This is a genomic window from Flagellimonas oceani (genome assembly GCF_011068285.1).
Taxonomy (GTDB): domain Bacteria; phylum Bacteroidota; class Bacteroidia; order Flavobacteriales; family Flavobacteriaceae; genus Flagellimonas; species Flagellimonas oceani.
Map to the genome: position 1 here is coordinate 4,479,716 of NZ_CP049616.1, position 25,778 is coordinate 4,505,493.

The window sequence follows — 25,778 nt, forward strand, 5'->3', positions numbered from 1 at the left end:
GTAATCCATCAAATTTTAAAGGTGATCACCGGTGCTTCGGAATGGTTGGCGATATCCTCGCCAATGCTCCCCATAAAAAAGTGGGACAGTCCTCTTCTGCCGTGCGTTGGAATGCCGATAAGGTCGGCTCCTATTTTGTCACTATAGTTGATGACCCCTTTTTCAACGGTGTAATCGTTATAAATTTCGACTTCCATGCCAACTTTGGCCTGGTTGAGGAATTTTGAAATTTTCTTATAAGCATCATTGGTGCTCAAGAAGTCGTCACCTGGCGTATTGATATAAACCAAATGCAGTTTTGAACCCAACAATTTGGCCATTTCTATGGCTTTTTTAAGGGCAGGTACGCTCTCATCTTCAAAATCGCAGGCAAATACAAAGTTTTTTGGGTTAAAGTCATCGACCTCATTGCCTTTGATCACAAGTACCGGGATATCGGAGGTTCTCACTACCCTTTCGGTGTTGGAACCTATAAAGATTTCCTGAAGGCCATCTGCTCCATTGGACCCCATTACAATAAGGTCTGCCTTGTGTTTTTCGGCTACTTCAGCTACTTCGCTGAACACTTTGTAATGCTTGATCACGGGAGTTAAATTAATCCCCTTTAAATAGGGTTTGTCCAAAAAGTCGGAAAACCTTTTTTCGCCAAGTTTGATGAGGTGCACCACTTGTTCTTGTGAAATATAGCCCGAATCCCCCATTATGGCGGGAGATAGTTCCAACATGTGCAGCACGAACAGTTCTGCATTTTGTTGTTTGGCAAGGGATGCTGCCACTTTTAGGGCTTTCTCTGATTGGTCGGAAAAATCGACCGGTACGATTATGCTTTTCATTTTATTGATTTTTAGGTTAAACGGTCATGGAAAATATTCGGGTATCTGGTTTTTTTCTTTGCATTTTAAGGTCGAACGCCATGCTTATGTTCCTTACAAAAGGCTTTCCTTTGTCGGTTACTTTGATGTGTCTATCCTTTATTCCCACCAATCCGTCCGCGTTTAATTCGGATAGGTTGGTCAATATGCCTTCAAAATCGACCACCTGCTCTTCTTCAATGGTCCAAGTGGTTTCGAACTGGCACATGATATTGAGTATGTGCCTTCTAAGTATTTCGTCCTCGTTGGTAAGGATGTGTCCCCTAAAAATAGGAATAACCCCGTGCGAAACCAAATTCTGATATTCTTCCACGTTTTTTACATTTTGAGCGAACCCGTACCAGCTATCACTGATGCTCGATGCCCCCAAACCTATCATGAGCTTGGTCTTGGAAGGTGTATAGCCCATAAAATTACGGTGCAAAGTTCCTTTCTCCAGTGCTTGGCACAAGCTATCGGTGGGCAGCGCAAAATGGTCCATGCCCACATCTTTATAACCGAATTCGGACAGCATTCTTTTGCCCATTTCGTACTGCGCTTTTTTCTCAATGGAGGATGGTAGGTCCTCTTCCCTGTAGCCTCGTTGCCCATTTCCCTTGAGCCATGGCACGTGCGCATAGCTGTAAAACGCGATTCTATCCGGTTTAATGGCATTGGTCTTCATGATGGTGTTCTCCACATCGGCACAAGTTTGGAACGGAAGTCCGTAAATGATATCGTGTCCAACCGAGGTATACCCGATTTCCCTGGCCCAATCGGTTACATTCTTCACGTTTTCGAAAGGTTGTATCCTATTGATCGCCCGTTGCACGGTAAGGTTGTAATCCTGTACTCCAAAACAGACCCTCCTGAACCCTACATCAAAAAGTGCTTGTAAGTGTTCCCTTGTCGTATTATTGGGGTGTCCTTCAAAACTAAATTCAATATCCTCCGTTTTTCTACTGAGGCGAAGAATCCCGTTGATCAACATTTTAAGATTTTCCGGGGAAAAGAAGGTGGGGGTCCCACCGCCCAAATGGAGTTCTTTTACCGTGGGTCTGGAACCCATAAGGTCTACGTACAATTCCCACTCCGTTAAAACCGCCGATATATATGGATTTTCCACATCATGGCGTTTTGTAATACGTTTATGGCAACCACAAAAGGTGCACATACTCTCACAAAAGGGCAAGTGTATGTAAACACTGATGCCCTCTTCTGGACTTTCCCCGAATGCCTTGAGTACACTTGAATTCCATTTTTTACCTGAAAAACCATCCATATCCCAATAGGGCACCGTTGGATAACTCGTGTATCTGGGACCGGGAACATTGTATTTTTGAACTAAATTGCACATAAGCGACATACCTTAACATTTCGGACCAAAAGTAGTTTTGATGCGTTGCATAAAACATGATAATTGTCAGTATCGGATTTTAAAAGGGAAAGGATCCAAGTATCGCCTGGATCCTTTCTTTAGGAGAATAGTGTTTGTTTAGTCGTTATGCATTATAAAGTTTATTGGTATGCTGTATTTTACCATAACAGGCTTTCCCCTTTGCTGGCCTGGTGTAACCTTTGGTAAAATGGATATTATACGTCCTGCTTCATCCTCCAAAAGTTTGTCCGGACCTCTTTTTTGAATACCGCTGACCCTTCCTTGGGTGTCGATTACAAATTGTACATAGACCCGGCCGGTTATGCCCATTTCGAGGGCGGATGGCGGATAATTAAAATTTTCCTTAATATGTTCCTGTACCTTTTGGTTAAAACATTCTTTGCGCTCGGCCTGGGTCTGTAAGTTTTCACAGCCCGGAAAAACGGGCACATATTCGATGACAGCAAAGGGCACCACAATCTCTTCCTCGACTTCCTCTACATCAACATCCTCAATTTTGACCACGGCATCCTCAATATAGGTTTCCTGGCTGCTCTCTGTACTTTCGATAATGGTTTCCTTTACATCTTCAACGTCATTCACGATCTCTATTACATTGGGCGCCGATGGCGGAGGTGGAGGGGTGGCGGTACGGATCATTTCGGTGATGGGGACATCTTCCTTAAGCTCGTCCGTTACTTGTACAACTTCTGAAACTTTGGATTCCTTTTCATAAAACTTTACCTCAAAGGATTGCCATGTCATGAACAATACCGAAGTAAGTCCGATCATAAAATAAAGACTGCTGTTGCGTCCGATTTCTGCGTTTGGGTTCTTTTTTGGTTTCATGACTTCTACTATTTAACTATGTTAAAGGTAGCTTGCAACAACAACAGAAAATATGATAATAATCAGGTTTGAATATGGATCGTAATGATTTTATTTATAGAGCTTTAGAAGGTTGATCGGTATGCGGTGCCAAGTCCTTTTCGGTAAGGTCAAAAGTAAAGTTGAAGCTTAGCCTTATCATGTGTTCATCATAGCTTTTAAACCTTCTGTTGAAGTATCCGATATCCGCTTTTAGGTGGGGTGCGAGTTGTTTTCCGACCCCGATAAAAACCCTGTTCTCACCGTATGTTTTTCCTTCCAGATTAAGAAATAATTCATCAAAGGCCTTAAAATAAACATCCCCATAAATAGGTCGAACATACTGAAGACGGTACCTAATTCTATTGTTTGTCTTGGGGGCATCATGTATGAGCCTTCGGTTTTCAAAACGGACCCGATGTGCCAAGGAATTATGCAGAAAATTGGATTTTAAGGTGTACTCTCCATAGAGCCAAAGTTGATTGGTATTGACCACATCTTCGGGTTCCAGATATGAATTGGAATTGAGCAAGGCGACCCCAGCTGTAAAAGTCGAAGCTTTGCTTATTTTGTACGATGCCCCGGTTCTGAAAAAGAAAAAGCCATATTTGTCAAGCATGTGATGATGCCTAATGATCCCAACCGCAGGTATGCTCCAATCCTCATGGATCTTAACGTCTCCGCACAACAATATCCATGAACCATAATTGCCTTCGTCCGAATTTTGGGAGAAAAGCACTTGGACGAAAAAGAGGACGGATACTATGGAGAAGAGTAACCCTGAACAATACTTTGTGCCCCTCATAATCAGTGGTATTTGATTGTTGGAGCACAAAGTTTTCCAATTAAATCAATGACAAAGTATGATACTTGTCATAGAATCAATTTCTGGTACAGATGTTATGTTTTAAAGCTGTTTTTTCTTCTCGTTTTCCCAGATCAGGGCAGCGGCCCCGCAAATGGCGGCCGTTTTTCCTTCCATGGAGGAATGTAGTAGTTTTACTTTTCCTTTGTAGACATCCAATAAGAAACCGTTAAAATACTTTTCCAAAGGCGTCATGATCCATTTGCCGCTGTTGGTGAGCCCGCCCATTAAAATAAATGCTTCGGGTTGGGTAAAGGCCGTAAAGTTGGCCAAGGCCTGGGCCATGATCCGTGCGGTGTAATCAAAAGCTTTTAGTGCAATTTCATCCCCTTCCTCGGCGGCTTGGGTTATATCCTCTCCATGAAGGTCGTTGTAAGCGATATCCCTAAACCTGCTATCAACAAGATATTTGCTCTGCATGTACATTACCGTTCGCTTTAAGCCAGTGGCGGAAACATAGGCTTCCAGTCCGCCCTTTACCCCAAGGCCGGTCAATCTTCCATCTCCAATGGTCATGTCCACATGGCCCAATTCTCCGGCAAAACCATCGTACCCATCAATAAGTTGACCGTTGGCCACGATGCCCGCACCAAAACCGGTACCCAAGGTAATTACTATAAAATCCGTCATGGCCTTGGCTCCGCCAAAGAGCATTTCGCCCAACGCGGCGGCGCTGGCATCGTTCATTATGCGGATGGGCATATCAAACCGTTGTTTGAGCAGTTTTACCAGTGGAACGCTTCCTTTCCATGCCAGATTGCTGGCACTCTCGATAGTGCCATTTTTACTGGAGGCATTGGGTGCCCCTATACCACAGCCTATTATATTGGCATCGTCTCCAAAATTTTCTAAAAGCTCATCAACGGTAGATTTTATTTTGTCCAGAAAGTTGTCCAAGTTTGGATATTCCTTGGTCCTAAAAAAGGTTTTTTCGTAGCATTCGCCATGTTCATCCACCAAACCTATCTTGGTTTTGGTGCCCCCAATATCAATTCCAATTACTAAATCCATTTTAAAAGTTGCGTTGTTTTTTGGTTTCTAAATATAACCAATATGGTAGCAATAATATAACCCGATTGGTTTTTATGATGACTGATTTTTTGGTAATATCAAGAAGAAAGTTGAAAAGCCTGACATCCGTCATGTTTTAGGTCAGAGGTCGATTCTACTTTTGAAATGAAAATTAAAACCGATAAATATAACAGGTATGAGCAGTTTAAATAAAATATTAATTCCTTTTGATTTTTCCGAAGCGTCCGTCAACGCTTTGGAGTACGTGGTCAATTTTGTGGGCACTGAAAAAGCCATCGGTATTTTGGGCCTCTATGTGGGCAAGATGCCCATAAGTGGTTCGGATAACGAAAAACTGGGTGAGGATTTCGCCAAATTGATGGATTCTTTTGGCGCGAGATTAAAGGTTGTACCCGAGTTCAAGACCGAAACCGGGGAAGTCATCAGTACCATACTTGCTGCGCAGGAAAAAAGCAACGCCGATTTGATCATGATGGGCACCATGGGCGATAAGATCACCGATGAGGCCATAACCAATACATCAAAATTGGTGCTAAAGGCCAATTGTCCGGTTATATCCATCCCTTATGGCACTACAATTAAGGAACCCAAGAATATTGCCTTGGTCATGGGCGGTGAAAAAATTGACGACAAAGAGGTTTTGGGAACGTTATTGGACATCGCCAGAACCTTTGACGCCAGGGTGCACGTCCTTACCATATATAAGGATTCCATTTATGATGAAGAAGCGATCAAAGAATCCAACGAAAATTTATTGGAATATTACCTGGAGCATTTTTATGCCGATCATACCTTCACAAAAAATGAAGATATAGAACAAGGTATCTTGGAGTATATCAAGGAGAAAGAAATTGATCTATTGGCCATATTGCCCCGTAACCATACCGAGAGAAGTGCCCCATCGGAAGGTAGGTTGACAAAACTGTTGACCCTTCACTCCGAGATACCGGTACTGGCCTTGGATTAACCTTTGAACTTCTTAGCATGCTGCCACTGCTGATTATTTTAGGTATTACGATCGTATTGTTCGTATGGGGAAAGTTTCCTCCCGATGTCGTTGCCCTTATGGCGATGTTGTCGCTGTATCTCACCGGTATTTTGGACTTGGGGGAGACTTTGACGGGGTTCAGTAACCCGACCGTGATCATGATCGCCGCCCTTTTTATTATCGGCGAAGGACTGTCCAGAACAGGATGGACCGCAATGGCAGGACAATTTTTTGTGAAATGGGCGCGAAAGAATATTTCGAGGCTGTTGGTCATCGTAACTTTGGGCTCCAGTTTGTTGTCCGGTTTTGTGAGCAATACAGGAACGGTCGCCGCATTGCTTCCGGTAACCGTCACCGCAGCGTGGAATGCCGGTACGCTACCGTCCAAATTGTTGATTCCCGTTGCCTTTGGCTCCAATACGGGAGGACTGTTGACACTTACCGGTACACCGCCCAACATTATCGTGAGCAACGCCCTGGCACAGAACGGGTTTACAGGATTTTCGTTCTTTGAATTTGGTTTGATAGGCCTTCCGCTCCTGATTATTTCCGTGCTGTATTTCAGGTATGTAGGGTATAAGCTGCTGCCCGAACATCGGACGAACAACAAGCCGATCGCCATTGATCAAGAAATGCACAAATGGATTGAGAACTACAGTATTGGTGATAACCTGTACCGATTGCGTATCCGTTCCATGTCGCAATTGATCAACACTAACATAGGGGATTGGAATTTTGAGAGCGATCACAAAGTTTCTGTGATGCGACTCAAACGGAGGCACCCCAATACATTGCACAGAATCCCCCAATTTGTGGAAATGCCAGGACTCGATACCGAAATGCGCTATCACGATATCATAACCGTAAAAGGCGAACCTGAAGATGTGGATAGGTTGGTGATCAAGTTCCATTTAGGGGTAATTCCCTTAAAACCTGAATCCGATATGCTCAAAAGGGAGCTCATCAATCAGGAAGTGGGCATGGCAGAGATGATCATTACCCCAAAATCGGTATTTGTGGGGAAGACCATTAACTTGGGGCACTACCTGCGCCAGGCAGGAGTACAATTGTTGGCCGTTTCCCGGGACAATGCGCCATTAACGGGAAAAATTGAAATCAGGGCAGGGGATGCATTCGTCATCCGTGGACAATGGGAAAATATTATCGCACTCAAATCCGTGTACGAAAATCTGGTGATTTCAGGTAGTCCGGAAGCCTTGTCCAAAAATGTGGATGAGCTGACCACTAAAAGCTACATTGCACTGGGGACATTACTATTGATGATTCTTCTGTTGGTGCTCAATGTTTTTCCCGGTGCCATTGCTGCGCTTATTTGTGCAGGAATCATGATGTTGACCGGCTGTGTACCGATAAGCAAAGCTTACAAGGGAATCAGTTGGACGAGCGTGGTCATGATCGCGGCCATGATTCCCATGGGATTGGCCTTGCAAAAAACGGGCGTGGCCCAACTGGCGGCCAATAGCTTAGTGGATACCTTGGGAAGCATTCATCCCGTGGCCTTGTTGGCAGGCATTTTCTTGCTTACGGCAGCCTTTAGTCAAACCATAAACAACTCCGCCACCGCGGTGTTAATGGCACCGATAGCCATAATGGCATCCATGACCTTGGGAGTTTCCCCGAAGCCTTTTATGATAGCGGTTGCCGTAAGCGCATCAACCGCATTCTTGACCCCTGTGGGCACCACGACCAACGCCATGGTGATGTCCGCGGGCGGATATAAGTTTATTGATTATGTAAAAGTAGGAGGGCCTTTGCTACTACTTTTCTTTATAGCAACTTTAGTACTGGTTCCATGGATATGGAGCTTCTAACCATTAAAAAACAACAGATATGAGCACAACCAAAGACCTAAGCAAGTATGGATTGAAAAATGTCCGAGCACAATGGAACCTTGATGCCGAAACTTTACAAAAACTAACCTTGGAGAAAGGTATGGGAGTCGAGACCGAAAACGGCACCCTGTGCATCAATACGGGAAAATTTACAGGAAGGTCGCCAAAAGACCGTTTTTTGGTGAAAGATGATTACACCAAGGACAAAGTTTGGTGGGGCAGGATAAATAAACCTGTATCACCTGAAAACTTCGATAAATTGTATGATGAGGTAACCGATTATCTGGATGGCAAAGAAGTTTTTGTAAGGGATGCCTATGTGTGCGCGGATCCAAAATATAGAATGAACGTGAGGACCATCACCGAGTATCCTTGGTCCAATTATTTTATCAAAAATATGTTCCTGCGATTGGGCGAGAGCGAACTTGAAAACTTTGAGGAAGAATGGCTGGTGCTGTGCGCACCGGGATATGAGGCAAAAAATCCATCAGAATATGGTATTTTGAGCGGCAACTTTTCCATACTCAATTTTACCAAAAAGATTGCTCTGGTAGCTGGTTCTGCTTATACCGGCGAAATGAAAAAAGGTATTTTTTCCGCATTGAACCTTATCCTTCCTACTGAAAAAGAGGTGTTGCCCATGCACTGTTCCGCCAATGTGGGTGAAGATGGTGATACCGCCATTTTCTTTGGATTGTCCGGTACGGGGAAAACCACTTTGTCCGCCGACCCCGATCGTAAACTTATCGGGGACGATGAGCATGGCTGGACCAAAGAGGACACCATCTTTAATTTTGAAGGCGGGTGCTATGCCAAGGTGATCGACCTTACCGAAGAAAAGGAACCCGATATTTATAGAGCCATCCGACCTGGTGCCTTGTTGGAAAACGTGGTGTTCAAAGAAGGTACAAAGGAAGTGGATTATTTTGATAGCACCATCACTCAGAACACAAGGGTGAGCTATCCTATTTATCACATCGATAATATTCAGGAACCTTCGTATGCATCCAATCCTACAAACATCTTTTTCTTAACTTGTGATGCCTTTGGTGTGTTGCCCCCGGTTTCCAAACTGACCCCTGGTCAAGCGGCATACCATTTTATTTCGGGCTATACGGCCAAGGTGGCTGGGACAGAGGCCGGTATCACCGAGCCGGTTCCATCGTTCTCGGCATGTTTTGGAGAACCGTTTATGCCGTTGCACCCAACCGTTTATGCGGAAATGTTGAGCGAAAAGATGAAGGCATCCGGCGTGAATGTGTGGTTGATCAACACGGGATGGAGCGGAGGCCCTTACGGAGTTGGGTCAAGAATCAAGCTTAAGTATACAAGAGCCATGATTTCCGCTATTCTCGAAGGTAAATTGGACGAAGTGGATTTTGAAATACACCCCATTTTCGGACTGCACATGCCCAAATATTGTCCAGGGGTGCCTACGGAAATCTTGGACCCCATGAACACTTGGTTGCAAAAAGGAGCGTATGTGAGCAAAGCCATTCAATTGGCACATTCGTTTCACATCAACTTTGATAAATTTGCAAGTCAGGCATCGGATGAGATTATGAACGGTGGACCGCTCATCGATTCGCACCATAGCTTGGCAGAACATTTATAAGAAACAGTAAAAGTGAGCGACATAAATAAATTTGATATAGAAAGTTTAGGGGCGTCCAAGTATAAGTCGCCCCTTCAACTTAGTACCGTAAAGGGAGATCGCATTTTCAATTTTGTAAGCGAGTCCGACCGATTGGTGTTCGACCTTTCCATGGAGTATTACAATCAATGTTTGAATGGCGGGGAGTCTCCTGTTTGCATGGAGAAGGCAGGGCCAAGACAGGACATTTTTTTTGATAGCAAGAATGCCACTGCAGCAATAGTCACTTGTGGAGGATTGTGTCCCGGCATCAACAACGTCATAAGAGGTTTGGTCATGGCGCTGCATTATTTTTATGGGGTCAAGAAAATCATAGGAATACCTTATGGCTATGAAGGGCTCAATCCTGATAAAGGACATGAGTTGGTGGAGTTGACTCCCGATAAGGTCAAGGATATCCATCAATTTGGGGGGACATTTTTAGGCTCCTCACGTGGCGGGCAGGATGTTTCGGTAATGGTGGATACGCTCGAAAACCATAAGGTGGACATGCTTTTTGCCATTGGTGGGGATGGAACCCTGAAAGGAGTGAATGCCATTGGGGGAGAGATTTCCAAAAGAAACGGGAAAATCAGCGTGGTAGGAATTCCAAAAACGATTGATAACGATATTGACTTGATTGATGAGTCCTTTGGGTTTCAAACCGCTTTTGATGTGGCCAGTCCCATTTTAAGGGATGCCCATAACGAAGCCACTGGGGCTTACAACGGTATTTCCATCATCAAATTGATGGGAAGGGACAGTGGTTTCATTGCCGCATCGGCCGCTTTGGCCATGCCGGTGGTCAACTTTGTGCTGATCCCCGAAATGGATTTTGCCCTCGATGGTAAGGATGGTTTCTTAAAGGTGCTGGAAAATCGGCTCCATCAAAAAAAACATGCCGTGATCGTGGTGGCGGAAGGCGCGGGTCAGCAGCTGTTCAAGGAAAAGGAGATCGTTACCGATGCATCAGGTAATGTACAGCACGAGGATATCGGGGTTTACCTTAAGGAAAAAATATCGGAATACTTTAAAGGAAAGAGTCCGGTCACCATTAAATATATCGACCCAAGTTACATTGTGCGCTGTGCTCCCGCCAATTCCAGCGATAGCGTGTATTGTAGCCGATTGGCCTACCATGCGGTGCACGGAGCCATGGCCGGAAAGACCAAATTTGTTGCCAGTAGGGTGAACAATAGGTATGTGTACATCCCCATAGACCAGGTGACCAAAAAACGTAAGAAAATTGATTTGGAGGGCGAATTCTGGTTTTCTGTGCTTCAGAGTACCGGCCAACCCTTTTTCTTGGGATAGAAATTGTGATTAAGCTGACAATTGTCATTAAATAGTATCTTTACTAGACCTAGATTTGAAAAGAATCAAAACAACAATTATGGAAGTACATGTTCAATATCAAAAGATGATGACCAGTGAATCATTGACCCAATTACTAATGAAAAAACTGGAAGGTTTGGAAACCAAATACAGTTGGTTGATCAAGGCCAACGTACTCTTTAAGACAGAGAACGATAAAGCTGGAGAGGGGAAGATCTGTGAAATAGAACTTAGCGCTCCCGGACCGAGAATTTTTGCCAAGTCCAGTACCGATGATTTTGAAAAATCGATGTCCAAGACCATTGAGGATTTGAGACGGCAGTTGGAAAAAAGACAGGCAACGTTTGCCACACATTAATAGTTTGGATCTTGCTGCGCACAAATCTTTAAAATAATCGAGATGAAACTCAAATTAATAGGTATAACGCTATTGCTCCTTACGGGATGCTCCTCTACCAAGTTGGTCAGCACTTGGAAAAATCCTGACAACGTGATTTTTGATGCGTATCAGGTGTTGGTCGTAGGAATGGTACAGGACGATGCCATGCGAATGGATTTTGAAAGCAAGTTCGCAGAAGCCCTAAAGGCCCAAGGCGTGGATGCCGTGCGCAGCATCGACCTTTTTGATGTGGAATTTACCTCGGCCGAAAGATCGGAACAGGAGTTAAAAGAGGTTGAGGAACAATTATTGGACAAGGGTTTTGATGCCATTCTGTTTACCAAGATCGTAGGCGCCGAAAACCGAAGAACCTTTCGAGAGCGGGTCAATAATATTGATAACATGATCGTTCGTTTCAGCAATGATTACCTCGAGCATCAAAATATATATTATAACCCTGAGTACAACGATAGTTTTAACGTATACCATTCGGAAACATCGCTCTACTGTATATGTGTTGGAAAGGAAATTGAACTCATTTGGAGGGGCGATGTGGAAGTAACGGAACCCGAAAATGTGAACAAAACCATCGACTCCTATATTAGATTGGTCACAAAATCAATGGGAGAGCAAGATGTAATTTTTAATTAGAAAGCCCCATTGCTTCCAAAACACCTAGAAAATCCAATGCGATCAACACAGGGATCGCTATTAAGATTACAATCAATATAAAAACCATGATCCGTAAAAATCCGACCATGAGTTTGTTTCCTATGCTAATTTCATCTGCCATAATAGTGTAATTTCTAACAATTTAAGAAAATATTTGCACATTTCCTTTAACGGGTAATCCACTATTCGATTAACGGATGATTTATAGGCATGTGGTGTTGGAAACGTTATTCGGTGTCCCTTTTCTTTTTGCTGAGCAGTTTCCCAAGTTCTTCCAAGGTGATTCCTTTGGTTTCCGGCATCATAAAAATGACCCATAGCAATTGTAAAACCATCATCACCGCAAAAAAGATGAAGATAGGCCAAGGATTGTCCTTGAATATACCGATTTCAGCATCCAAAAAAGTAGGGGTGAGCAAAGTGATCAGGGCCGCGAACACCCAGTGGGTTCCCGTACCCCAAGACTGTCCGTAAGAGCGGACTTTGTTGGGAAATATCTCTGATATAAAAACCCAGATTACGGCTCCTTGTCCCACCGCATGGGACGCAATAAATATCAAAATAAAGGTGAGCAACAGTACAGAGCCGGCTCCCGAATAGAAACACCATCCTACCATGGCCAAACTCACAATGTATCCGATGGAACCAATGTACATGAGCTGTTTTCTGCCAAGTTTATCAATAAGGGATATGCCGACAAAGGTGAAGATCAAATTAATTACCCCGATGGATATGGAACTAAAGAGCGATTCGCCGGAAGCAAGGCCTGCCCGCTCCAATATTTCGGGGGCGTAGTATAGTACAAAATTTATCCCTGATAATTGATTGAAGAAGGCGATCAAAAAAGCCAGTACCAAAGGTTTATTGTACTTTCCGGAGAACAGGCCGTCACTATTCTTTTCCTTGGTCTCGACTATGGCAATTTTAATTTGTTCCAGATGAAGGTGGGCTTTGTCCCTGGCTATGCCCAAAAGGGTTATGGACTCCATGACCACGGCATCCGCTCTATCTTTCATCAAGAGCCATCTGGGGCTGTTCGGAATTTTAAATACCATGATGGTGTAAATGAGCGCGGGAAGGCCCTCGATGCCCAACATCCAACGCCAAGCTATGCTTTCATCAAAAATTATCCCGATGAGGTAATTGGAGATGAACGCAATCAAAATTCCAAAAACGATATTGAATTGGTACATGGCCGTGAGTCTTCCCCTTGTCTGTGCCGTGGAGATTTCCGAAATGTACACCGGAGCGGCCACGGATGATGCCCCGACACCAATACCGCCGATAAACCTAAATAGCGAGAAGCTGTAAGGTTCCGGAGCGAATGCAGAACCAAGGGCCGATGCAAAATAAAGCACGCCTATCCAGAACAAGGTTTTTTTTCTGCCCAACCGGTCCGTGGGAATTCCTCCAAAAAGCGAACCCAAAACGGTTCCCCAAAGTGCCATGGACATAATAAAAATGCCATGGAACGTAAAAATGGAATCGCCCAAAAACCAATTGGTGTCCCATATTTCTTTTATGGGCTGGTTGGCACCTGAAATAACTACCGTGTCAAACCCAAACAAAAAGCCCGCTAGGGCCGCTGTCAATGAAATTCTAAAAATACGCTTGTCCATGGAGGATGAATTTTGCTAAAACTAACCAAATTTTATAAAATGTTGGAGATATGCTTCATGATCAATTCGGAAGCACCTTTATTGGAGTTGATGTAATCGGCGTTGATATCCCCGATTTTTTTAATGGAAATAGGATTGTTCAACAGGTCTCCCATCAAATTATCAAAGCTATCCTGACTGGAAACCGGAATAATTCCTCCTGCGTTGACCAAGTCCTCCGCTTCCTTGAAACCTCCAAATTGTGGTCCAATGATTATCGGGATGCCAAATACCGCTGGTTCCATGGTGTTGTGCAGTCCCGTGGCAAAGCCACCCCCGACGTATGCAATGTTGGCATAGCTATAAATTTTGGTCAACAATCCAATGGTGTCGATAATAAGAATATCGATTTCCTTGAGGTTTTGGTCGCCCAATTCGGAATAGCGCACTGTGGTTTTTTTGAGCGCCAAAGTGATTTTATCGATATGGGATGCCTTAATTTCGTGTGGGGCGATCACGAACTTTATCTTTTCAGTAGTGTTGTTGATGTGGTCGATCAAGATTTTTTCATCCTCTGGCCATGTGCTGCCGGCCACCAAACACAGTTGATTGTTCTTGAAACGGTCCATGAAGTCCAATTGGTTGTTCCGCTGCAAAATCTCGGAAACACGATCTAACCGGGTGTCTCCGCCCACACTGGAATTTTTTATTCCGATGGATTCCAGCAGCTTTTTCGATTTCTCGTCCTGAACAAAATAATGGTCGAATTTCTTCAAACTTCTGCGCATGAACCCGCCAAAAGATTTGAAATAGATCTGTCTTCCGGAAAAAATGGCCGATACCAAAATGGTGGGAACATTTCTTTTTTTGAGATGGTACAGGTAGTTGGGCCAAACTTCGTACTTGACAAAAATGGCCAATCGGGGATTTACAATGTTTAAAAAGTGCTTCACTTTGGAATTGCTGTCCATGGGCAGGTAAACCACCACATCGGCCACCGAGGTATTTTTTTTGACCTCATAGCCCGAGGGCGAAAAAAAGCTGAGTACCAGTTTGTGTTCGGGATACTTGGAGCGCAATCGTTCCAAAATGGGCAGTCCTTGTTCAAATTCGCCAAGAGAGGCTACGTGCATCCAGATGGTTTTGTCCGTTTTGTTCAATTTTTCTTCCAACAAGGGGAAAGTGTTCTTTCTGCCTTGTACGAACAGTTTGATCTTGGCATTGAAGAGGGCGATCACCTTAAGGCCAAACCAAGCGATGTTGATCAATATGTTGTAAAGAAAACGCAAGGGCATCATTTTTCGCTAAAATACATTCTTTCGGTCAGAGACCATTATGGCATCTTAATTTCTTAATTTTGACATATTAATTTATTCGGATGAAAAAAATTCAGATGGTTGACCTAAAAGGTCAATATGAAGGTATAAAAACCGAGGTCAACGAGTCTATTGCGGAAATCTTGGATTCCTCTGCGTTTATAAACGGACCTCATGTACAGGCTTTTCAAAATGAGCTACAGGAATATTTGGGCGTAAAACACGTGATTCCCTGTGCCAATGGGACGGATGCGCTTCAAATATGCATGATGGGCCTTGGATTAAAACCGGGCGATGAGGTGATCACGGCCGATTTTACCTTTGCGGCTACGGTTGAAGTTATCGGTCTGCTGCAATTAACGCCTGTTTTGGTGGATGTGGAGCCCGACACCTTCAACATTGATGTGAAGGCCATTGAAAATGCGATAACGCCAAAAACAAAGGCAATCGTTCCCGTTCACCTATTTGGGCAATGTGCCAATATGGACGAGATCATGGACTTTGCCCAAAAACATGATCTATATGTTGTCGAGGACAATGCCCAGGCCATAGGTGGTTCTTATTTTTCCAAGGATGGTTCCAAACAAAAAGCAGGAACCATTGGTCATGTTGGGGCAACCTCATTTTTTCCTTCCAAGAATTTAGGGTGTTATGGCGATGGCGGGGCCATTTTTACCAACGACGATGATTTGGCGCACATTATCCGGGGTATTGTAAACCATGGGATGTACAAAAGGTATTACCACGATGTGGTCGGGGTCAACTCACGTTTGGACTCTATACAAGCCGCTGTATTGCGGGCAAAATTGCCCAAATTGGATTTTTATAACCAAAAACGATGGGAAGCAGCATCAAAATACTCCAAGGCATTTAAAGGTCAGGAGCATATTGTGGTTCCAAAAATATCTTGTGGTTGTGACACTGATAAAAGTCTGTGTGATTGCCATGTGTTCCATCAATATACCTTGCGGATTACAAACGGAAAACGGGACGAACTTGTGCAACATTTAAATGATAATGACGTTCCTTGTGGTGTTTATTATCCAGTTCCGTTGCACAAACAGAAAGCTTATGTGGATGACCGGTACAATGAAGATGATTTTCCTGTGACCAATCAATTGGTGAACGAAGTGATTTCACTTCCGATGCATACCGAGCTGGATGATGAACAAATTGAATATATAACCAGTTTGGTAATCGACTTCGTAAACAAATAAAAATGAAAATACTCGTAACAGGCGGTTTGGGCTTTATTGGTTCCCACACCGTTGTGGAATTGCAAAATGAAGGGTTTGAGGTGGTCATCGTGGATAACCTTTCCAATTCATCCATCAATGTTTTGAATGGTATTGAGGCCATCACAGGAAAGAAGCCCATTTTTGAAGAATTCGACCTGCGTGACAAACCCAAGGTCCAAGACTTTTTTCAGAAGCACAGCGATGTTGCAGGTGTAATCCACTTTGCGGCATCAAAAGCAGTGGGTGAGAGTGTGGAAGAACCATTGTTGTACTACGAGAACAATCTTGGCGTATTGGTCTATATTCTTCAGGAGTTGAAGAAAAAAGGAGGGGCGAGCTTCATTTTCAGCAGTTCCTGTACCGTTTATGGCCAAGCGGACGAAATGCCGATAACTGAGTCAGCGCCTGTTAAACCTGCTGAATCTCCCTATGGAAATACCAAGCAAGTTGGGGAGGAAATTATTAGGGATACCTGCAAGGTAAACCCAGACCTTAAAGCCATTGCATTGCGATATTTCAACCCGATTGGGGCACATCCATCGGGTAAAATAGGGGAATTGCCCATTGGCGTACCTCAAAATTTAGTGCCCTTTATCACCCAAACAGGTATTGGGCTTCGCGAGCAACTATCCGTTTTCGGGGACGATTACCCTACGGAGGATGGCACCTGTATCAGGGATTACATTCATGTAGTGGATTTGGCCAAGGCACACGTTGCCGCTTTGCAACGTCTCTTGGGAGATAAAAATGAAACCAACTACGAAGTCTTCAATTTGGGAACAGGAACGGGAAGTTCCGTCCTGGAGGTCATCCAAAGTTTTGAACGTGTTTCCGGTGAAAAGCTCAATTACAAAATTGTGGACAGAAGACCGGGAGATGTGATCCAAGCCTATGCAGATACAAAAAGAGCGAATGACGTTCTTGGATGGAAGGCAGAATCAACCCTTGATGATGCCATGAAATCCGCTTGGGCGTGGGAAAAAATTGTAAGAAGTTAGGGCAGGAATAATCCCAATCGGCTCTTTGTACGTAAATAGAGTATGCTGCCCAACTACAATAACAGTTTGGAGTTGCTGGAAGGAGTCCGGCAAGAGCAACTCTACCAAAAACTATTGCTCCAACTCAAAAAGGATTTTGAATTGGCCAATGTGCCCATAAACCTTCCTTTGGATATAGCCCCCGAAGAACTTAAAAGTATTATTCACGAAAAAATCTATTTTTTGATCGTGGAAAAGTTCCCGGAATATCTCAACCTATTATATGTAGTGGATATCTCGGAAAAAGAAATTAAAAAGATAGCTCCGTCGGATGTCGTTGATATTTCGGCAGAGGTGTCTTTTTTGCTCTTAAAAAGAGAATGGCAAAAAGTATGGTACAAGGCCAAATATAGCCGCTGACCTTTGGTCAGACTTTTACATAAATCCCTTTTTTGTCCATAAAGTAGCCCACTGCCCAACAGGTTAACATTACCCAGAGCGCAAATAACAACGAACCCATGTGTCCGCCAGACCACGATATAAATATGTTGTCGGCAATCCATCTATAGAGCGATTCCCCGTTCATATCGATGGCGAAAAGTGTGATGATAAAAAGTTCGGATAACAAATAAATGAACAGGGTGTTCTTGCCAAAAACCTCAAAAAAGTAACTCCAGCCCTTCGCTTTTTTCATGTCCAAAATGTAAATAAGGATGGCAATTGCAAAGAGGTCGATGCCGCAGGTGAGCAATACAAAAGAGCTCGTCCAAAGTTTTTTGTTGATGGGCAAAATAAGGTCCCAAGCCAATCCTGCGAATACAAGGGCAAACCCGAACATCATCAATTTGGCCACTGTTTCAAAATTCTGACCGTTATTTTGGATAAATCTACCTGCCAAATAACCAATGATCACATTTACAATGGCTGGAAGGGTGCTCAACAATCCTTCAGGGTCAAAAGCAATACCCTCTCCGTGGTACATATGGTTGGGTCCGATGAGCCATTCATCGAGCTTTAGTACGGCATTGCCGGTTAAGGTAAGGTCGCCAAAGCCAATTAAAATAAGGTGGTAGCCGGCTAAAAAAGCCGCGCTGAGCCAGATGATGGTCTTGGTTTTCAAAAAGTGGATAAGGATGGAGGCGAACATGTAACAAAGCGCAATCCGCTGTAAAACCCCGAATACCCGTGTTTCTGAAAAAGGTTTCAGCTGTCCGTCATCAAAAAACGGATACCAGTACATTAAAAAGCCCAACAGAAAAATAATGGCCGTACGCTTCAAAACTTTTTTGAAGAATGCGGGATTGCCCATAGTTTCGTATTTCTTCATGCTAAAGCTCATGGCATTTCCCACAACAAACAAAAAAGTGGGAAAAACAAGGTCGGTCAGAGTAAAACCGTGCCATTCAGCGTGCAATAAAGGCGAAAAAGTGGTGGAACCGTTACCGGGCGAATTTACAATGATCATTAAGGCAACATCCAGCCCCCTGAAAACATCAAGGGAGAGATACCTGTTTTTAAGTTTGGACATGTTCAGTTGGTTTAACAGGTCGCTCAAGTTAAATTATTTTTAGTTTCCAGTGTTAATTTCAGTTAAAAATTTCATTTTTATTGCTTTACTGTTTATTCTGTGATATAGTTGTAAATTTGAGTAAGAAATTCACGGGAATTCAAGTATATAAAAGCTAAAACCCGTATTTTTGACAAAATTTTCCATAAAGTTTTGGAGAAACATAAAGAATGGACAAATATTCATTTTTAAACGCTGCGCACACATCATTTTTTGCGGAGCAATACGAAAAATATCTAACGAATCCCGATAGTATTGAGCCCAGTTGGAGGGCTTTTTTTCAAGGATTTGATTTTGGTTTGGAAGGTTCCCTGGAAGATTTGGGAATCGAATCTGATAAGGGTGATGGCGGCATGGTCGTACTTTCCAATGGTAGGAAAGTGGAGATGCCCGAAGCCCTGCAGAAGGAATTTCAGGTCATCCGCTTGATTGATGGTTATCGTTCCCGTGGACACCTTTTTACCAAGACCAATCCGGTAAGGGAGCGGAGAAAGTATGTCCCTACCTTGGACATCGATAACTTTGGCCTGAGCCAAGAAGATCTCGACACCGTTTTTGATGCAGGAAAAATACTGGGTATTGGCCCGGCATCATTAAAAGAGATCATCCGTCATTTGGAAAGTATTTATTGTGATGCCATAGGGGTCGAGTACATGTACATCCGAACCCCGGAACGTATCCAGTGGATTCAGGATTGGCTCAATAAGAACGACAACCATCCCGATTATAGCCCGGAGGAGAAGAAGAACATCCTCAGAAAATTGAACGAGGCTGTATCTTTTGAAAGTTTTTTGCATACCAAATATGTGGGTCAAAAACGATTTTCGCTCGAAGGAGGTGAATCTCTGATTCCAGCTTTGGACGTAATCATTGAAAAAGCGGCCGACAAGGGCGTAAAGCAATTTGTTGTGGGGATGGCCCACCGTGGACGATTGAACGTGCTCACCAATATTTTTGGAAAGTCGCCAAAAGACATCTTCAGCGAGTTTGATGGCAAGGATTACGAGGAAACCATTTTTGACGGGGACGTAAAGTACCACTTGGGATGGACCTCAAAACGTGAGACCGATTCAGGGAAAATGGTCAATATGAACATTGCCCCGAACCCATCGCACTTGGAAACCGTAAACTCTATTGTAGAGGGGATTTCCAGGGCCAAACAGGACCGTGACCATAGCGAGAATATTTCCGAGGTACTCCCGATCTTGATTCATGGGGATGCCGCTTTTGCTGCCCAGGGCATCGTTTACGAAACAATTCAAATGGCCCGTTTGGACGGGTATACCACAGGAGGTACCATACATATTGTGGTGAACAACCAAATTGGGTTCACAACGAACTATTTGGACGCAAGATCGTCCACTTACTGTACCGATGTGGGCAAGGTGACCCTTTCGCCCGTACTTCACGTAAATGCAGACGACGCGGAAGCTGTGGTGCACGCCACCACTTTTGCGCTGGAATATAGGATGCGTTACAAGCGTGATATTTTCTTGGATTTGTTGGGGTATAGAAAATATGGGCACAACGAAGGGGATGAACCCAAGTTTACCCAGCCGTTATTGTACAAATCCATTTCCAAGCATAAAAATCCAAGGGATATTTACGCAGAGAAGTTGATTGCCGAAGGAGTGATCGATGAGAACTACGTAAAAGAGCTCGAAGAAAAATATAAGAACGATCTCGAGGAGAATCTGATGGATTCCCGCAAAATCGAGAAGACCAGAATAACCCCTTTCATGCAAGATGAATGGGAAGGTTTTGAGCAGGTGACCGAAGAGGTGATGCTGAAACCTATGGATACCACTTACGACCTTAAAAAGTTGGATCAGATTGCCAAGAGCATTACCAAACTTCCAGAGGACAAAAAGTTCTTGAGAAAATTGGTGAAGTTGGTGGAAGGCCGCCATACGATGTATTTTGAGGATAACAAACTCGATTGGGCCATGGGCGAACTTTTAGCCTATGGATCGTTGATCGAGGAAGGTTACGATGTTAGGATGACAGGTCAAGATGTGGAAAGGGGAACCTTCTCGCACAGGCATGCCGTCATCAAAACAGAGATGCACGAAGAGGAAGTGGTGTTGTTGAACGAGATGGGCGATAACCAAAATGGTAAGTTCCATATCTACAACTCACTGCTATCAGAATATGCGGTTATGGGATTTGATTATGGCTATGCCATGGCAAGTCCAAAAACATTGACCATTTGGGAAGCGCAATTTGGGGATTTCAGTAATGGAGCCCAGATTATCATCGATCAATATTTGTCATCAGCAGAGGATAAATGGAAGCTGCAGAACGGATTGGTGCTGTTGTTGCCCCATGGTTACGAAGGTCAGGGAGCGGAACACTCATCGGCCCGTATGGAAAGATACCTTCAGCTGTGTGCCAAGGACAATATGTTCGTGGCGGATGTGACCACGCCGGCCAACTTGTTCCACCTCTTCCGTAGACAAATGAAGGCCAACTTCCGTAAACCTTTGGTGGTGTTTACCCCGAAAAGTTTATTGAGGCACCCAAAAGTGGTGTCCACCAAGGAAGAAATGGCCGAAGGAAGTTTCCAAATGGTGATTGATGATGCCGATGCAAAAGCAAGTAAAGTAAAAACATTGGTCTTCTGTACCGGTAAATTCTATTACGATCTTTTGGATAAACGTGAAGAATTGGAGCGGGACGATGTGGCTTTGGTACGTGTGGAGCAATTGTTCCCATTGCCGGCCGAAGAAATGAGGAAGATTGTCAAAAAATATAAGAACGCCGACGATATTGTTTGGGCCCAGGAAGAACCGCGAAACATGGGGGCTTGGAGCCATATGTTGATGCATTTGGACGAAGCCAAGCAGTTCAGGGTAGCTTCACGTAGGTTCTACGGAGCCCCTGCTGCAGGTAGTGCAGTGCGCTCAAAAAGACGTCATGCCCAAGTGTTGGACTACGTTTTTGACAAGAGCAAGGATAACATGCAAATAAGATAATTCAAGTATAAACTATAATAGAATGGTTTTAGAAATGAAAGTTCCCTCACCGGGGGAATCCATTACAGAGGTAGAAATCGCCGAATGGTTGGTAGAAGATGGAGACTATGTGGAGAAGGATCAGGCCATAGCCGAAGTAGATTCGGACAAGGCAACATTGGAGCTTCCTGCGGAGGAGAGCGGAATTATTACCCTTAAGGCCGAAGTGGGAGACGCCGTAGCTGTTGGCGAGGTGGTTTGCCTCATCGATACAAGTGCGGAAAAACCTGAAGGTTCATCGGGCTCATCCGATAAAAAAGAAGAGCCCAAAAAGGAGGAGCCTAAAAAAGAAGCCCCGAAGAAAGAGGAACCCAAAAAGGAAACTTATGCTTCGGGTACTCCGTCACCGGCGGCCAAGAAAATATTGGACGAAAAAGGAGTTGACCCTTCATCAGTTTCTGGAAGTGGCAAAGATGGACGTATCACCAAGGATGATGCCGTGAAAGCTGTTCCTTCCATGGGAACCCCAACAGGAGGTAGCCGAGGAGAGAGCCGTTCCAAACTGTCCATGCTGCGTAGAAAAGTGGCCGAGCGATTGGTTTCTGCCAAGAACGAGACCGCCATGCTGACCACATTCAACGAAGTGGACATGTCCGCCATCTTTGAATTGCGCAGTCAATACAAGGAAGAGTTCAAGAACAAGCACGGAGTAAGTCTAGGGTTTATGTCCTTCTTCACCAAAGCAGTCATCAGGGCCTTGGAAATGTATCCGGCCGTTAATTCCATGATCGATGGTAAGGAAATGATCACCTACGAATTCTGCGATATCAGTATTGCGGTTTCAGGACCTAAAGGTTTAATGGTTCCCGTAATCCGAAATGCAGAGAACCTAACCTTCAGAGGCATCGAATCCGAAGTAAAACGTTTGGCCATCCGTGCCAGGGAAGGTGAAATTACTGTGGATGAAATGACCGGTGGTACCTTTACCATTACCAATGGAGGGGTATTTGGTTCCATGTTGTCCACCCCGATCATCAACCCACCGCAAAGTGCAATCTTGGGAATGCACAACATTGTGGAACGCGCCATTGTTAGGGATGGAGCCATTGCCATTGCTCCGGTGATGTACGTTGCACTTTCTTACGACCATAGAATTATTGACGGTAAGGAATCTGTTGGGTTCTTGGTCGCTATTAAAGAAGCATTGGAAAGTCCAGAAGAATTATTGATGGACGGCAACGTGAAAAAAGCGTTGGAATTATAGAATATTTTTGCCTCAAGAGTGGTCGCTGAGCGTAGTCGAAGCGCAATCCAGAGGTTTTGGAATAAATGCCTTTACTTTTTTAAGTAGAGGCATTTTTTATTGTAGTCGATCACCGCTTTTCCTTTTTTAAGGACGTCGGCTCCAATAATGCCATCTACAGGTAACGCATTATGCGATGTCAACGCTTGGTTCACATGGCTGAGGTCAAAAAGGACAACTTTTTGCTTCTTCTTTTTCCAGTCCCCGATCTGGATTTTGTTTTTGTTGGAGATCAAAGTTTCCATTTCCGTGGCGCCCGCTCCGGCGGCTCTGATGTCCGTAGCTTCGGAAGCCATTTCAAAAAACTCTATTTTATCCATGCCTACGCATGTATTGGATGCTCCCGTGTCCAAAATAAATTTGCCTGAAATACCATTGATGCTTGCATGTAGTTCAAAATGGTTGGTTTCGGTCAATACCAAAGGTATTGTGATGTAATCTTTGGATTTAAGGAATTTTTTGAGTGAAGCCATACGGGAATATACTCTTGAGGAATCTTTAATCAGTAACAAAGTTTTGGGACATCTAAGATAAGCCTATTTTTGCGTTATGGTTGAATTCAAGTTTAAGAGTCTTGTTGTCCTTGTTCTGTTTATGGCTTTGACAATGTCATGTAATCAGAATGATAAGGAGACTGATAGGGAGAAGATTGCTGAAAATTATATAAGTGCCTTGAACAAATCCGACTATAATAGTTTGGTGGGGCTGTTCGCGGATAGTGTGCGCTTCAACGAGATGGAGCATATACGTACCTTCAGTAAGCAGGGGTATCGTTCATTATTTCAATGGGATTCAGTGTTTGCACCAGAATATCGGATTTTGGATTTGAGGAAAGAAGGTGAAAAGCTTCACTTGAAAATCTCCAAGACATGCGATAGAATCCGTTTCTTGCATGAAGCACCTTTTATTTCCAATGAGATTATGGAAATCAAGGATGGTGCGATACACCGTATTGAAATCGTGGAATATGTTGATTTTAATGATTCCTTATGGGTCGCCAAACGGGAAAAATTGGTCTCATGGATTGATGAAAATCATCCTGAATTAGATGGATTTATTTATGATCAGACCAAAGAGGGTGCAATAAAGTTTCAAAGGGCCATGGAATATTATAAAAACAGAAAGTATTCAACAATCGTTCAAGAAAAAAATCAACATTAATGATCATAACCGATACCCATACCCATTTATATAGTGAAGCTTTTGACGAGGATAGAGGTGAAATGATGCAACGTGCACTGGATGCCGGGGTGGAGCGTTTTTTTATACCTGCAATCGATTCGGCCTATACCCAATCCATGTTGGATTTGGAGACCAGCTATCCGGACCATGTGTTTTTGATGATGGGGCTGCATCCAACCCATGTCAAGGAAAATTATAAGGAGGAGTTGGCTCATGTTGAGGAGTGGTTGGCCAAGAAAAAATTCTACGCCGTGGGCGAAATAGGGGTGGACCTGTATTGGGACAAAACCTTTTTAAAAGAACAGCAGGAAGCCTTTGCCTATCAGATTCGGTTGGCAAAGAAGTACGAACTGCCCATAGTGATCCATTGCCGTGATGCCTTTGATGAGGTTTTTGAAGTTTTGGAGCAGGAAAAAGGGCAGGGCCTATTCGGAATTTTTCATTGTTTTACGGGAACTTTGGATCAGGCCCATCAAGCATTATCCTATAATATGAAGTTGGGCATTGGGGGAGTGGCCACCTTCAAAAACGGTAAAATCGATACATTTTTGAACGAAATCGACCTCAAACATATCGTCTTGGAAACCGATGCACCCTATTTGGCACCGGCACCCTATCGCGGAAAACGGAACGAGAGTTCCTATATAATAAAGGTATTGGAAAAGCTTTCCTCTATTTATGGTATGCCTGAGGAGGAAATAGCGGCAATTACCACGGAAAACTCCAAAGCAATTTTCGGAATCTGATTTTCATGAAAAAGAAAACCAACATATTATTGATCTATACCGGGGGTACCATCGGTATGGTAAAGGATTACAAAACGGGAGCGCTCAAGGCCTTCAATTTTGATGAACTTGTCAAAAATATTCCAGAGTTAAAACAATTGGATTGCAACCTACGAGGGGTTTCTTTTGATGAGCCTATCGATTCCTCCAATATGAATCCGGGGTATTGGGTCAAAATTGCGGACATTATCGAAGAGCATTATGATGATAATGATGGTTTCGTGGTGCTGCACGGTAGCGATACCATGAGCTATTCCGCATCCGCATTGAGCTTTATGCTGGAGAACTTGGAGAAGCCGGTCATCTTTACGGGGTCGCAATTGCCTATTGGAGATTTGAGAACCGATGCGAAGGAGAATTTGATTACATCCATCGAAATCGCTGCGCTCCGGAAAAAAAATGGAAAACCGGTGCTTCAAGAAGTAGGGTTGTACTTTGAATACAAATTATATCGGGGCAACCGCACCACCAAAATAAATGCAGAACATTTCGAGGCGTTTGAATCGCTGAACTACCCACCTTTGGTGGAGTCCGGTGTTCATTTAAAGGTGCACGAGAACTATTTGATCAAAAAAGTGACCAAGAACAAGTCGTTCCAAGTCCATAAAAAGATGGATGATCGGGTCGCGATCTTGAAACTTTTTCCGGGAATCAATCAAAATGTACTGCAATCAGTATTGAACATTCCAGATTTAAAGGCATTGATTTTGGAAACGTATGGGGCTGGGAACGCTCCGATGGACGAATGGTTTTTGAATGCGATAAAAAAAGCCGTGGAAAATGGATTGCATATAATTAACGTAACCCAATGCTCGGGCGGTAGCGTTTTTATGGGGCATTACGAAACCAGCGAAAAACTCAAGGAGATGCAACTGGTTAACGGAAAGGATATTACAACGGAGGCGGCCATAACAAAAGCGATGTACCTATTGGGGACAGGGGTTCCCGACAAATTGTTCAAGACAATTTTTGAGACGCCGCTTCGTGGTGAGATGGTGTAAAATT

Annotated in this window: 24 protein-coding genes; 14 read left to right on the forward strand and 10 right to left on the reverse strand. The window is 43.8% G+C overall.

Going from position 1 to position 25,778, the window contains the following annotated elements; translation table 11 throughout:
* Positions 1-8: 8 nt before the first annotated feature.
* The 5 genes from GVT53_RS20330 to GVT53_RS20350 form a co-directional block, all read right to left on the reverse strand.
* A complete protein-coding gene (locus GVT53_RS20330) occupies positions 9-833 on the reverse strand; it encodes a universal stress protein (RefSeq protein WP_166250268.1) in 825 nt (274 codons plus the stop codon).
* 16 nt (positions 834-849) lie between these two features.
* Positions 850-2,208: an oxygen-independent coproporphyrinogen III oxidase gene (gene hemN, locus GVT53_RS20335; RefSeq protein WP_166250269.1), complete on the reverse strand. Its 1,359-nt coding sequence runs from the start codon at positions 2,206-2,208 to the stop codon at positions 850-852.
* Positions 2,209-2,346: 138 nt separating this feature from the next.
* Positions 2,347-3,078, reverse strand: coding sequence for an energy transducer TonB (locus GVT53_RS20340; RefSeq protein WP_166250270.1), 732 nt, complete (start codon positions 3,076-3,078; stop codon positions 2,347-2,349).
* A 94-nt stretch (positions 3,079-3,172) separates the two neighbouring features.
* Complete coding sequence (locus GVT53_RS20345; protein WP_166250271.1) at positions 3,173-3,901, reverse strand: DUF2490 domain-containing protein; 729 nt, start codon at positions 3,899-3,901, stop codon at positions 3,173-3,175.
* 102 nt (positions 3,902-4,003) lie between these two features.
* On the reverse strand, positions 4,004-4,972 hold the full coding sequence (locus tag GVT53_RS20350) for an ROK family protein (RefSeq protein WP_166250272.1): 969 nt from the start codon (positions 4,970-4,972) through the stop codon (positions 4,004-4,006).
* Positions 4,973-5,168: 196 nt separating this feature from the next.
* On the opposite strand from GVT53_RS20350, the gene GVT53_RS20355 reads away from it, so the two are divergent.
* The 6 genes from GVT53_RS20355 to GVT53_RS20380 all read left to right on the forward strand — a co-directional run bounded on the left by GVT53_RS20355 (position 5,169) and on the right by GVT53_RS20380 (position 11,832).
* The gene (locus GVT53_RS20355) at positions 5,169-5,960 is read left to right on the forward strand and encodes a universal stress protein (RefSeq protein WP_166250273.1); all 792 of its coding nucleotides are present in this window, start codon (positions 5,169-5,171) and stop codon (positions 5,958-5,960) included.
* A 17-nt stretch (positions 5,961-5,977) separates the two neighbouring features.
* Positions 5,978-7,813, forward strand: a complete 1,836-nt coding sequence (locus tag GVT53_RS20360; protein WP_166250274.1) for an SLC13 family permease — start codon at positions 5,978-5,980, stop codon at positions 7,811-7,813.
* 19 nt (positions 7,814-7,832) lie between these two features.
* A complete protein-coding gene (pckA, locus tag GVT53_RS20365) occupies positions 7,833-9,449 on the forward strand; it encodes a phosphoenolpyruvate carboxykinase (ATP) (protein WP_166250275.1) in 1,617 nt (538 codons plus the stop codon).
* A gap of 12 nt (positions 9,450-9,461) precedes the next feature.
* On the forward strand, positions 9,462-10,781 hold the full coding sequence (locus GVT53_RS20370) for an ATP-dependent 6-phosphofructokinase (protein ID WP_166250276.1): 1,320 nt from the start codon (positions 9,462-9,464) through the stop codon (positions 10,779-10,781).
* A 79-nt stretch (positions 10,782-10,860) separates the two neighbouring features.
* Positions 10,861-11,160, forward strand: coding sequence for an HPF/RaiA family ribosome-associated protein (locus GVT53_RS20375; RefSeq protein WP_166250277.1), 300 nt, complete (start codon positions 10,861-10,863; stop codon positions 11,158-11,160).
* A 42-nt stretch (positions 11,161-11,202) separates the two neighbouring features.
* Entirely contained in the window at positions 11,203-11,832 is a 630-nt protein-coding gene (locus GVT53_RS20380) for a hypothetical protein (RefSeq protein WP_166250278.1), read from the forward strand.
* Here GVT53_RS20380 and GVT53_RS20385 read toward each other — a convergent pair.
* From GVT53_RS20385 to GVT53_RS20395, 3 genes are all read right to left on the reverse strand, one after another.
* A complete protein-coding gene (locus GVT53_RS20385; protein ID WP_166250279.1) occupies positions 11,825-11,974 on the reverse strand; it encodes a hypothetical protein in 150 nt (49 codons plus the stop codon). The genes GVT53_RS20380 and GVT53_RS20385 overlap by 8 nt on opposite strands.
* 106 nt (positions 11,975-12,080) lie before the next feature.
* On the reverse strand, positions 12,081-13,472 hold the full coding sequence (locus GVT53_RS20390) for a sugar porter family MFS transporter (RefSeq protein ID WP_166250280.1): 1,392 nt from the start codon (positions 13,470-13,472) through the stop codon (positions 12,081-12,083).
* Positions 13,473-13,504: 32 nt separating this feature from the next.
* Positions 13,505-14,746, reverse strand: a complete 1,242-nt coding sequence (locus GVT53_RS20395) for a 3-deoxy-D-manno-octulosonic acid transferase (RefSeq protein WP_166250558.1) — start codon at positions 14,744-14,746, stop codon at positions 13,505-13,507.
* A gap of 83 nt (positions 14,747-14,829) precedes the next feature.
* On the opposite strand from GVT53_RS20395, the gene GVT53_RS20400 reads away from it, so the two are divergent.
* From GVT53_RS20400 to GVT53_RS20410, 3 genes are read left to right on the forward strand one after another with little or no spacing between them, the layout of a single operon-like run.
* Positions 14,830-15,984 carry a DegT/DnrJ/EryC1/StrS family aminotransferase gene (locus tag GVT53_RS20400; RefSeq protein ID WP_166250281.1) on the forward strand — a complete coding sequence of 385 codons (1,155 nt, stop codon included), beginning with the start codon at positions 14,830-14,832 and terminating at the stop codon, positions 15,982-15,984.
* Between the two features lie 2 nt (positions 15,985-15,986).
* The gene (gene galE, locus GVT53_RS20405; RefSeq protein WP_166250282.1) at positions 15,987-17,003 is read left to right on the forward strand and encodes a UDP-glucose 4-epimerase GalE; all 1,017 of its coding nucleotides are present in this window, start codon (positions 15,987-15,989) and stop codon (positions 17,001-17,003) included.
* Positions 17,004-17,045: 42 nt separating this feature from the next.
* Complete coding sequence (locus GVT53_RS20410) at positions 17,046-17,402, forward strand: hypothetical protein (protein ID WP_166250283.1); 357 nt, start codon at positions 17,046-17,048, stop codon at positions 17,400-17,402.
* Between the two features lie 7 nt (positions 17,403-17,409).
* Here the strand turns inward: GVT53_RS20410 and GVT53_RS20415 are convergent, their stop codons facing one another.
* Complete coding sequence (locus GVT53_RS20415) at positions 17,410-18,510, reverse strand: acyltransferase family protein (RefSeq protein WP_166250284.1); 1,101 nt, start codon at positions 18,508-18,510, stop codon at positions 17,410-17,412.
* Positions 18,511-18,719: 209 nt separating this feature from the next.
* On the opposite strand from GVT53_RS20415, the gene GVT53_RS20420 reads away from it, so the two are divergent.
* Positions 18,720-21,524: a 2-oxoglutarate dehydrogenase E1 component gene (locus GVT53_RS20420; protein WP_166250285.1), complete on the forward strand. Its 2,805-nt coding sequence runs from the start codon at positions 18,720-18,722 to the stop codon at positions 21,522-21,524.
* Positions 21,525-21,546: 22 nt separating this feature from the next.
* Positions 21,547-22,767 carry a 2-oxoglutarate dehydrogenase complex dihydrolipoyllysine-residue succinyltransferase gene (odhB, locus tag GVT53_RS20425; protein ID WP_166250286.1) on the forward strand — a complete coding sequence of 407 codons (1,221 nt, stop codon included), beginning with the start codon at positions 21,547-21,549 and terminating at the stop codon, positions 22,765-22,767.
* Positions 22,768-22,838: 71 nt separating this feature from the next.
* Here the strand turns inward: odhB and GVT53_RS20430 are convergent, their stop codons facing one another.
* A complete protein-coding gene (locus GVT53_RS20430) occupies positions 22,839-23,279 on the reverse strand; it encodes a retropepsin-like aspartic protease (RefSeq protein ID WP_166250559.1) in 441 nt (146 codons plus the stop codon).
* A gap of 133 nt (positions 23,280-23,412) precedes the next feature.
* Here GVT53_RS20430 and GVT53_RS20435 point away from each other — a divergent pair, with 133 nt between their 5' ends.
* From GVT53_RS20435 to GVT53_RS20445, 3 genes are read left to right on the forward strand one after another with little or no spacing between them, the layout of a single operon-like run.
* Positions 23,413-23,967, forward strand: coding sequence for an ester cyclase (locus tag GVT53_RS20435; protein ID WP_166250287.1), 555 nt, complete (start codon positions 23,413-23,415; stop codon positions 23,965-23,967).
* On the forward strand, positions 23,967-24,734 hold the full coding sequence (locus tag GVT53_RS20440; RefSeq protein WP_166250288.1) for a TatD family hydrolase: 768 nt from the start codon (positions 23,967-23,969) through the stop codon (positions 24,732-24,734). Before GVT53_RS20435 ends, GVT53_RS20440 begins: the two co-directional genes overlap by 1 nt.
* Positions 24,735-24,739: 5 nt before the next feature.
* Entirely contained in the window at positions 24,740-25,774 is a 1,035-nt protein-coding gene (locus GVT53_RS20445) for an asparaginase (protein ID WP_166250289.1), read from the forward strand.
* The last annotated feature ends 4 nt before the right edge of the window (positions 25,775-25,778 follow it).

What these genes read in the sequence shown, in the direction of transcription:
- GVT53_RS20400 (WP_166250281.1), top strand. Translation starts at nt 14,830, where the DNA reads ATGAAAAAAATTCAGATGGTTGACCTAAAAGGTCAATATGAAGGTATA.
- GVT53_RS20380 (WP_166250278.1), top strand. Translation starts at nt 11,203, where the DNA reads ATGAAACTCAAATTAATAGGTATAACGCTATTGCTCCTTACGGGATGC.
- GVT53_RS20350 (WP_166250272.1), bottom strand. Translation starts at nt 4,972, where the DNA reads ATGGATTTAGTAATTGGAATTGATATTGGGGGCACCAAAACCAAGATA.
- GVT53_RS20445 (WP_166250289.1), top strand. Translation starts at nt 24,740, where the DNA reads ATGAAAAAGAAAACCAACATATTATTGATCTATACCGGGGGTACCATC.
- GVT53_RS20355 (WP_166250273.1), top strand. Translation starts at nt 5,169, where the DNA reads ATGAGCAGTTTAAATAAAATATTAATTCCTTTTGATTTTTCCGAAGCG.
- GVT53_RS20330 (WP_166250268.1), bottom strand. Translation starts at nt 833, where the DNA reads ATGAAAAGCATAATCGTACCGGTCGATTTTTCCGACCAATCAGAGAAA.
- odhB (WP_166250286.1), top strand. Translation starts at nt 21,547, where the DNA reads ATGGTTTTAGAAATGAAAGTTCCCTCACCGGGGGAATCCATTACAGAG.
- GVT53_RS20390 (WP_166250280.1), bottom strand. Translation starts at nt 13,472, where the DNA reads ATGGACAAGCGTATTTTTAGAATTTCATTGACAGCGGCCCTAGCGGGC.
- GVT53_RS20345 (WP_166250271.1), bottom strand. Translation starts at nt 3,901, where the DNA reads ATGAGGGGCACAAAGTATTGTTCAGGGTTACTCTTCTCCATAGTATCC.
- GVT53_RS20360 (WP_166250274.1), top strand. Translation starts at nt 5,978, where the DNA reads ATGCTGCCACTGCTGATTATTTTAGGTATTACGATCGTATTGTTCGTA.
- galE (WP_166250282.1), top strand. Translation starts at nt 15,987, where the DNA reads ATGAAAATACTCGTAACAGGCGGTTTGGGCTTTATTGGTTCCCACACC.
- GVT53_RS20375 (WP_166250277.1), top strand. Translation starts at nt 10,861, where the DNA reads ATGGAAGTACATGTTCAATATCAAAAGATGATGACCAGTGAATCATTG.
- GVT53_RS20430 (WP_166250559.1), bottom strand. Translation starts at nt 23,279, where the DNA reads ATGGCTTCACTCAAAAAATTCCTTAAATCCAAAGATTACATCACAATA.
- GVT53_RS20385 (WP_166250279.1), bottom strand. Translation starts at nt 11,974, where the DNA reads ATGGCAGATGAAATTAGCATAGGAAACAAACTCATGGTCGGATTTTTA.
- GVT53_RS20395 (WP_166250558.1), bottom strand. Translation starts at nt 14,746, where the DNA reads ATGCCCTTGCGTTTTCTTTACAACATATTGATCAACATCGCTTGGTTT.
- hemN (WP_166250269.1), bottom strand. Translation starts at nt 2,208, where the DNA reads ATGTGCAATTTAGTTCAAAAATACAATGTTCCCGGTCCCAGATACACG.
- GVT53_RS20340 (WP_166250270.1), bottom strand. Translation starts at nt 3,078, where the DNA reads ATGAAACCAAAAAAGAACCCAAACGCAGAAATCGGACGCAACAGCAGT.
- GVT53_RS20420 (WP_166250285.1), top strand. Translation starts at nt 18,720, where the DNA reads ATGGACAAATATTCATTTTTAAACGCTGCGCACACATCATTTTTTGCG.
- GVT53_RS20440 (WP_166250288.1), top strand. Translation starts at nt 23,967, where the DNA reads ATGATCATAACCGATACCCATACCCATTTATATAGTGAAGCTTTTGAC.
- GVT53_RS20415 (WP_166250284.1), bottom strand. Translation starts at nt 18,510, where the DNA reads ATGTCCAAACTTAAAAACAGGTATCTCTCCCTTGATGTTTTCAGGGGG.
- pckA (WP_166250275.1), top strand. Translation starts at nt 7,833, where the DNA reads ATGAGCACAACCAAAGACCTAAGCAAGTATGGATTGAAAAATGTCCGA.
- GVT53_RS20435 (WP_166250287.1), top strand. Translation starts at nt 23,413, where the DNA reads ATGTCATGTAATCAGAATGATAAGGAGACTGATAGGGAGAAGATTGCT.
- GVT53_RS20410 (WP_166250283.1), top strand. Translation starts at nt 17,046, where the DNA reads ATGCTGCCCAACTACAATAACAGTTTGGAGTTGCTGGAAGGAGTCCGG.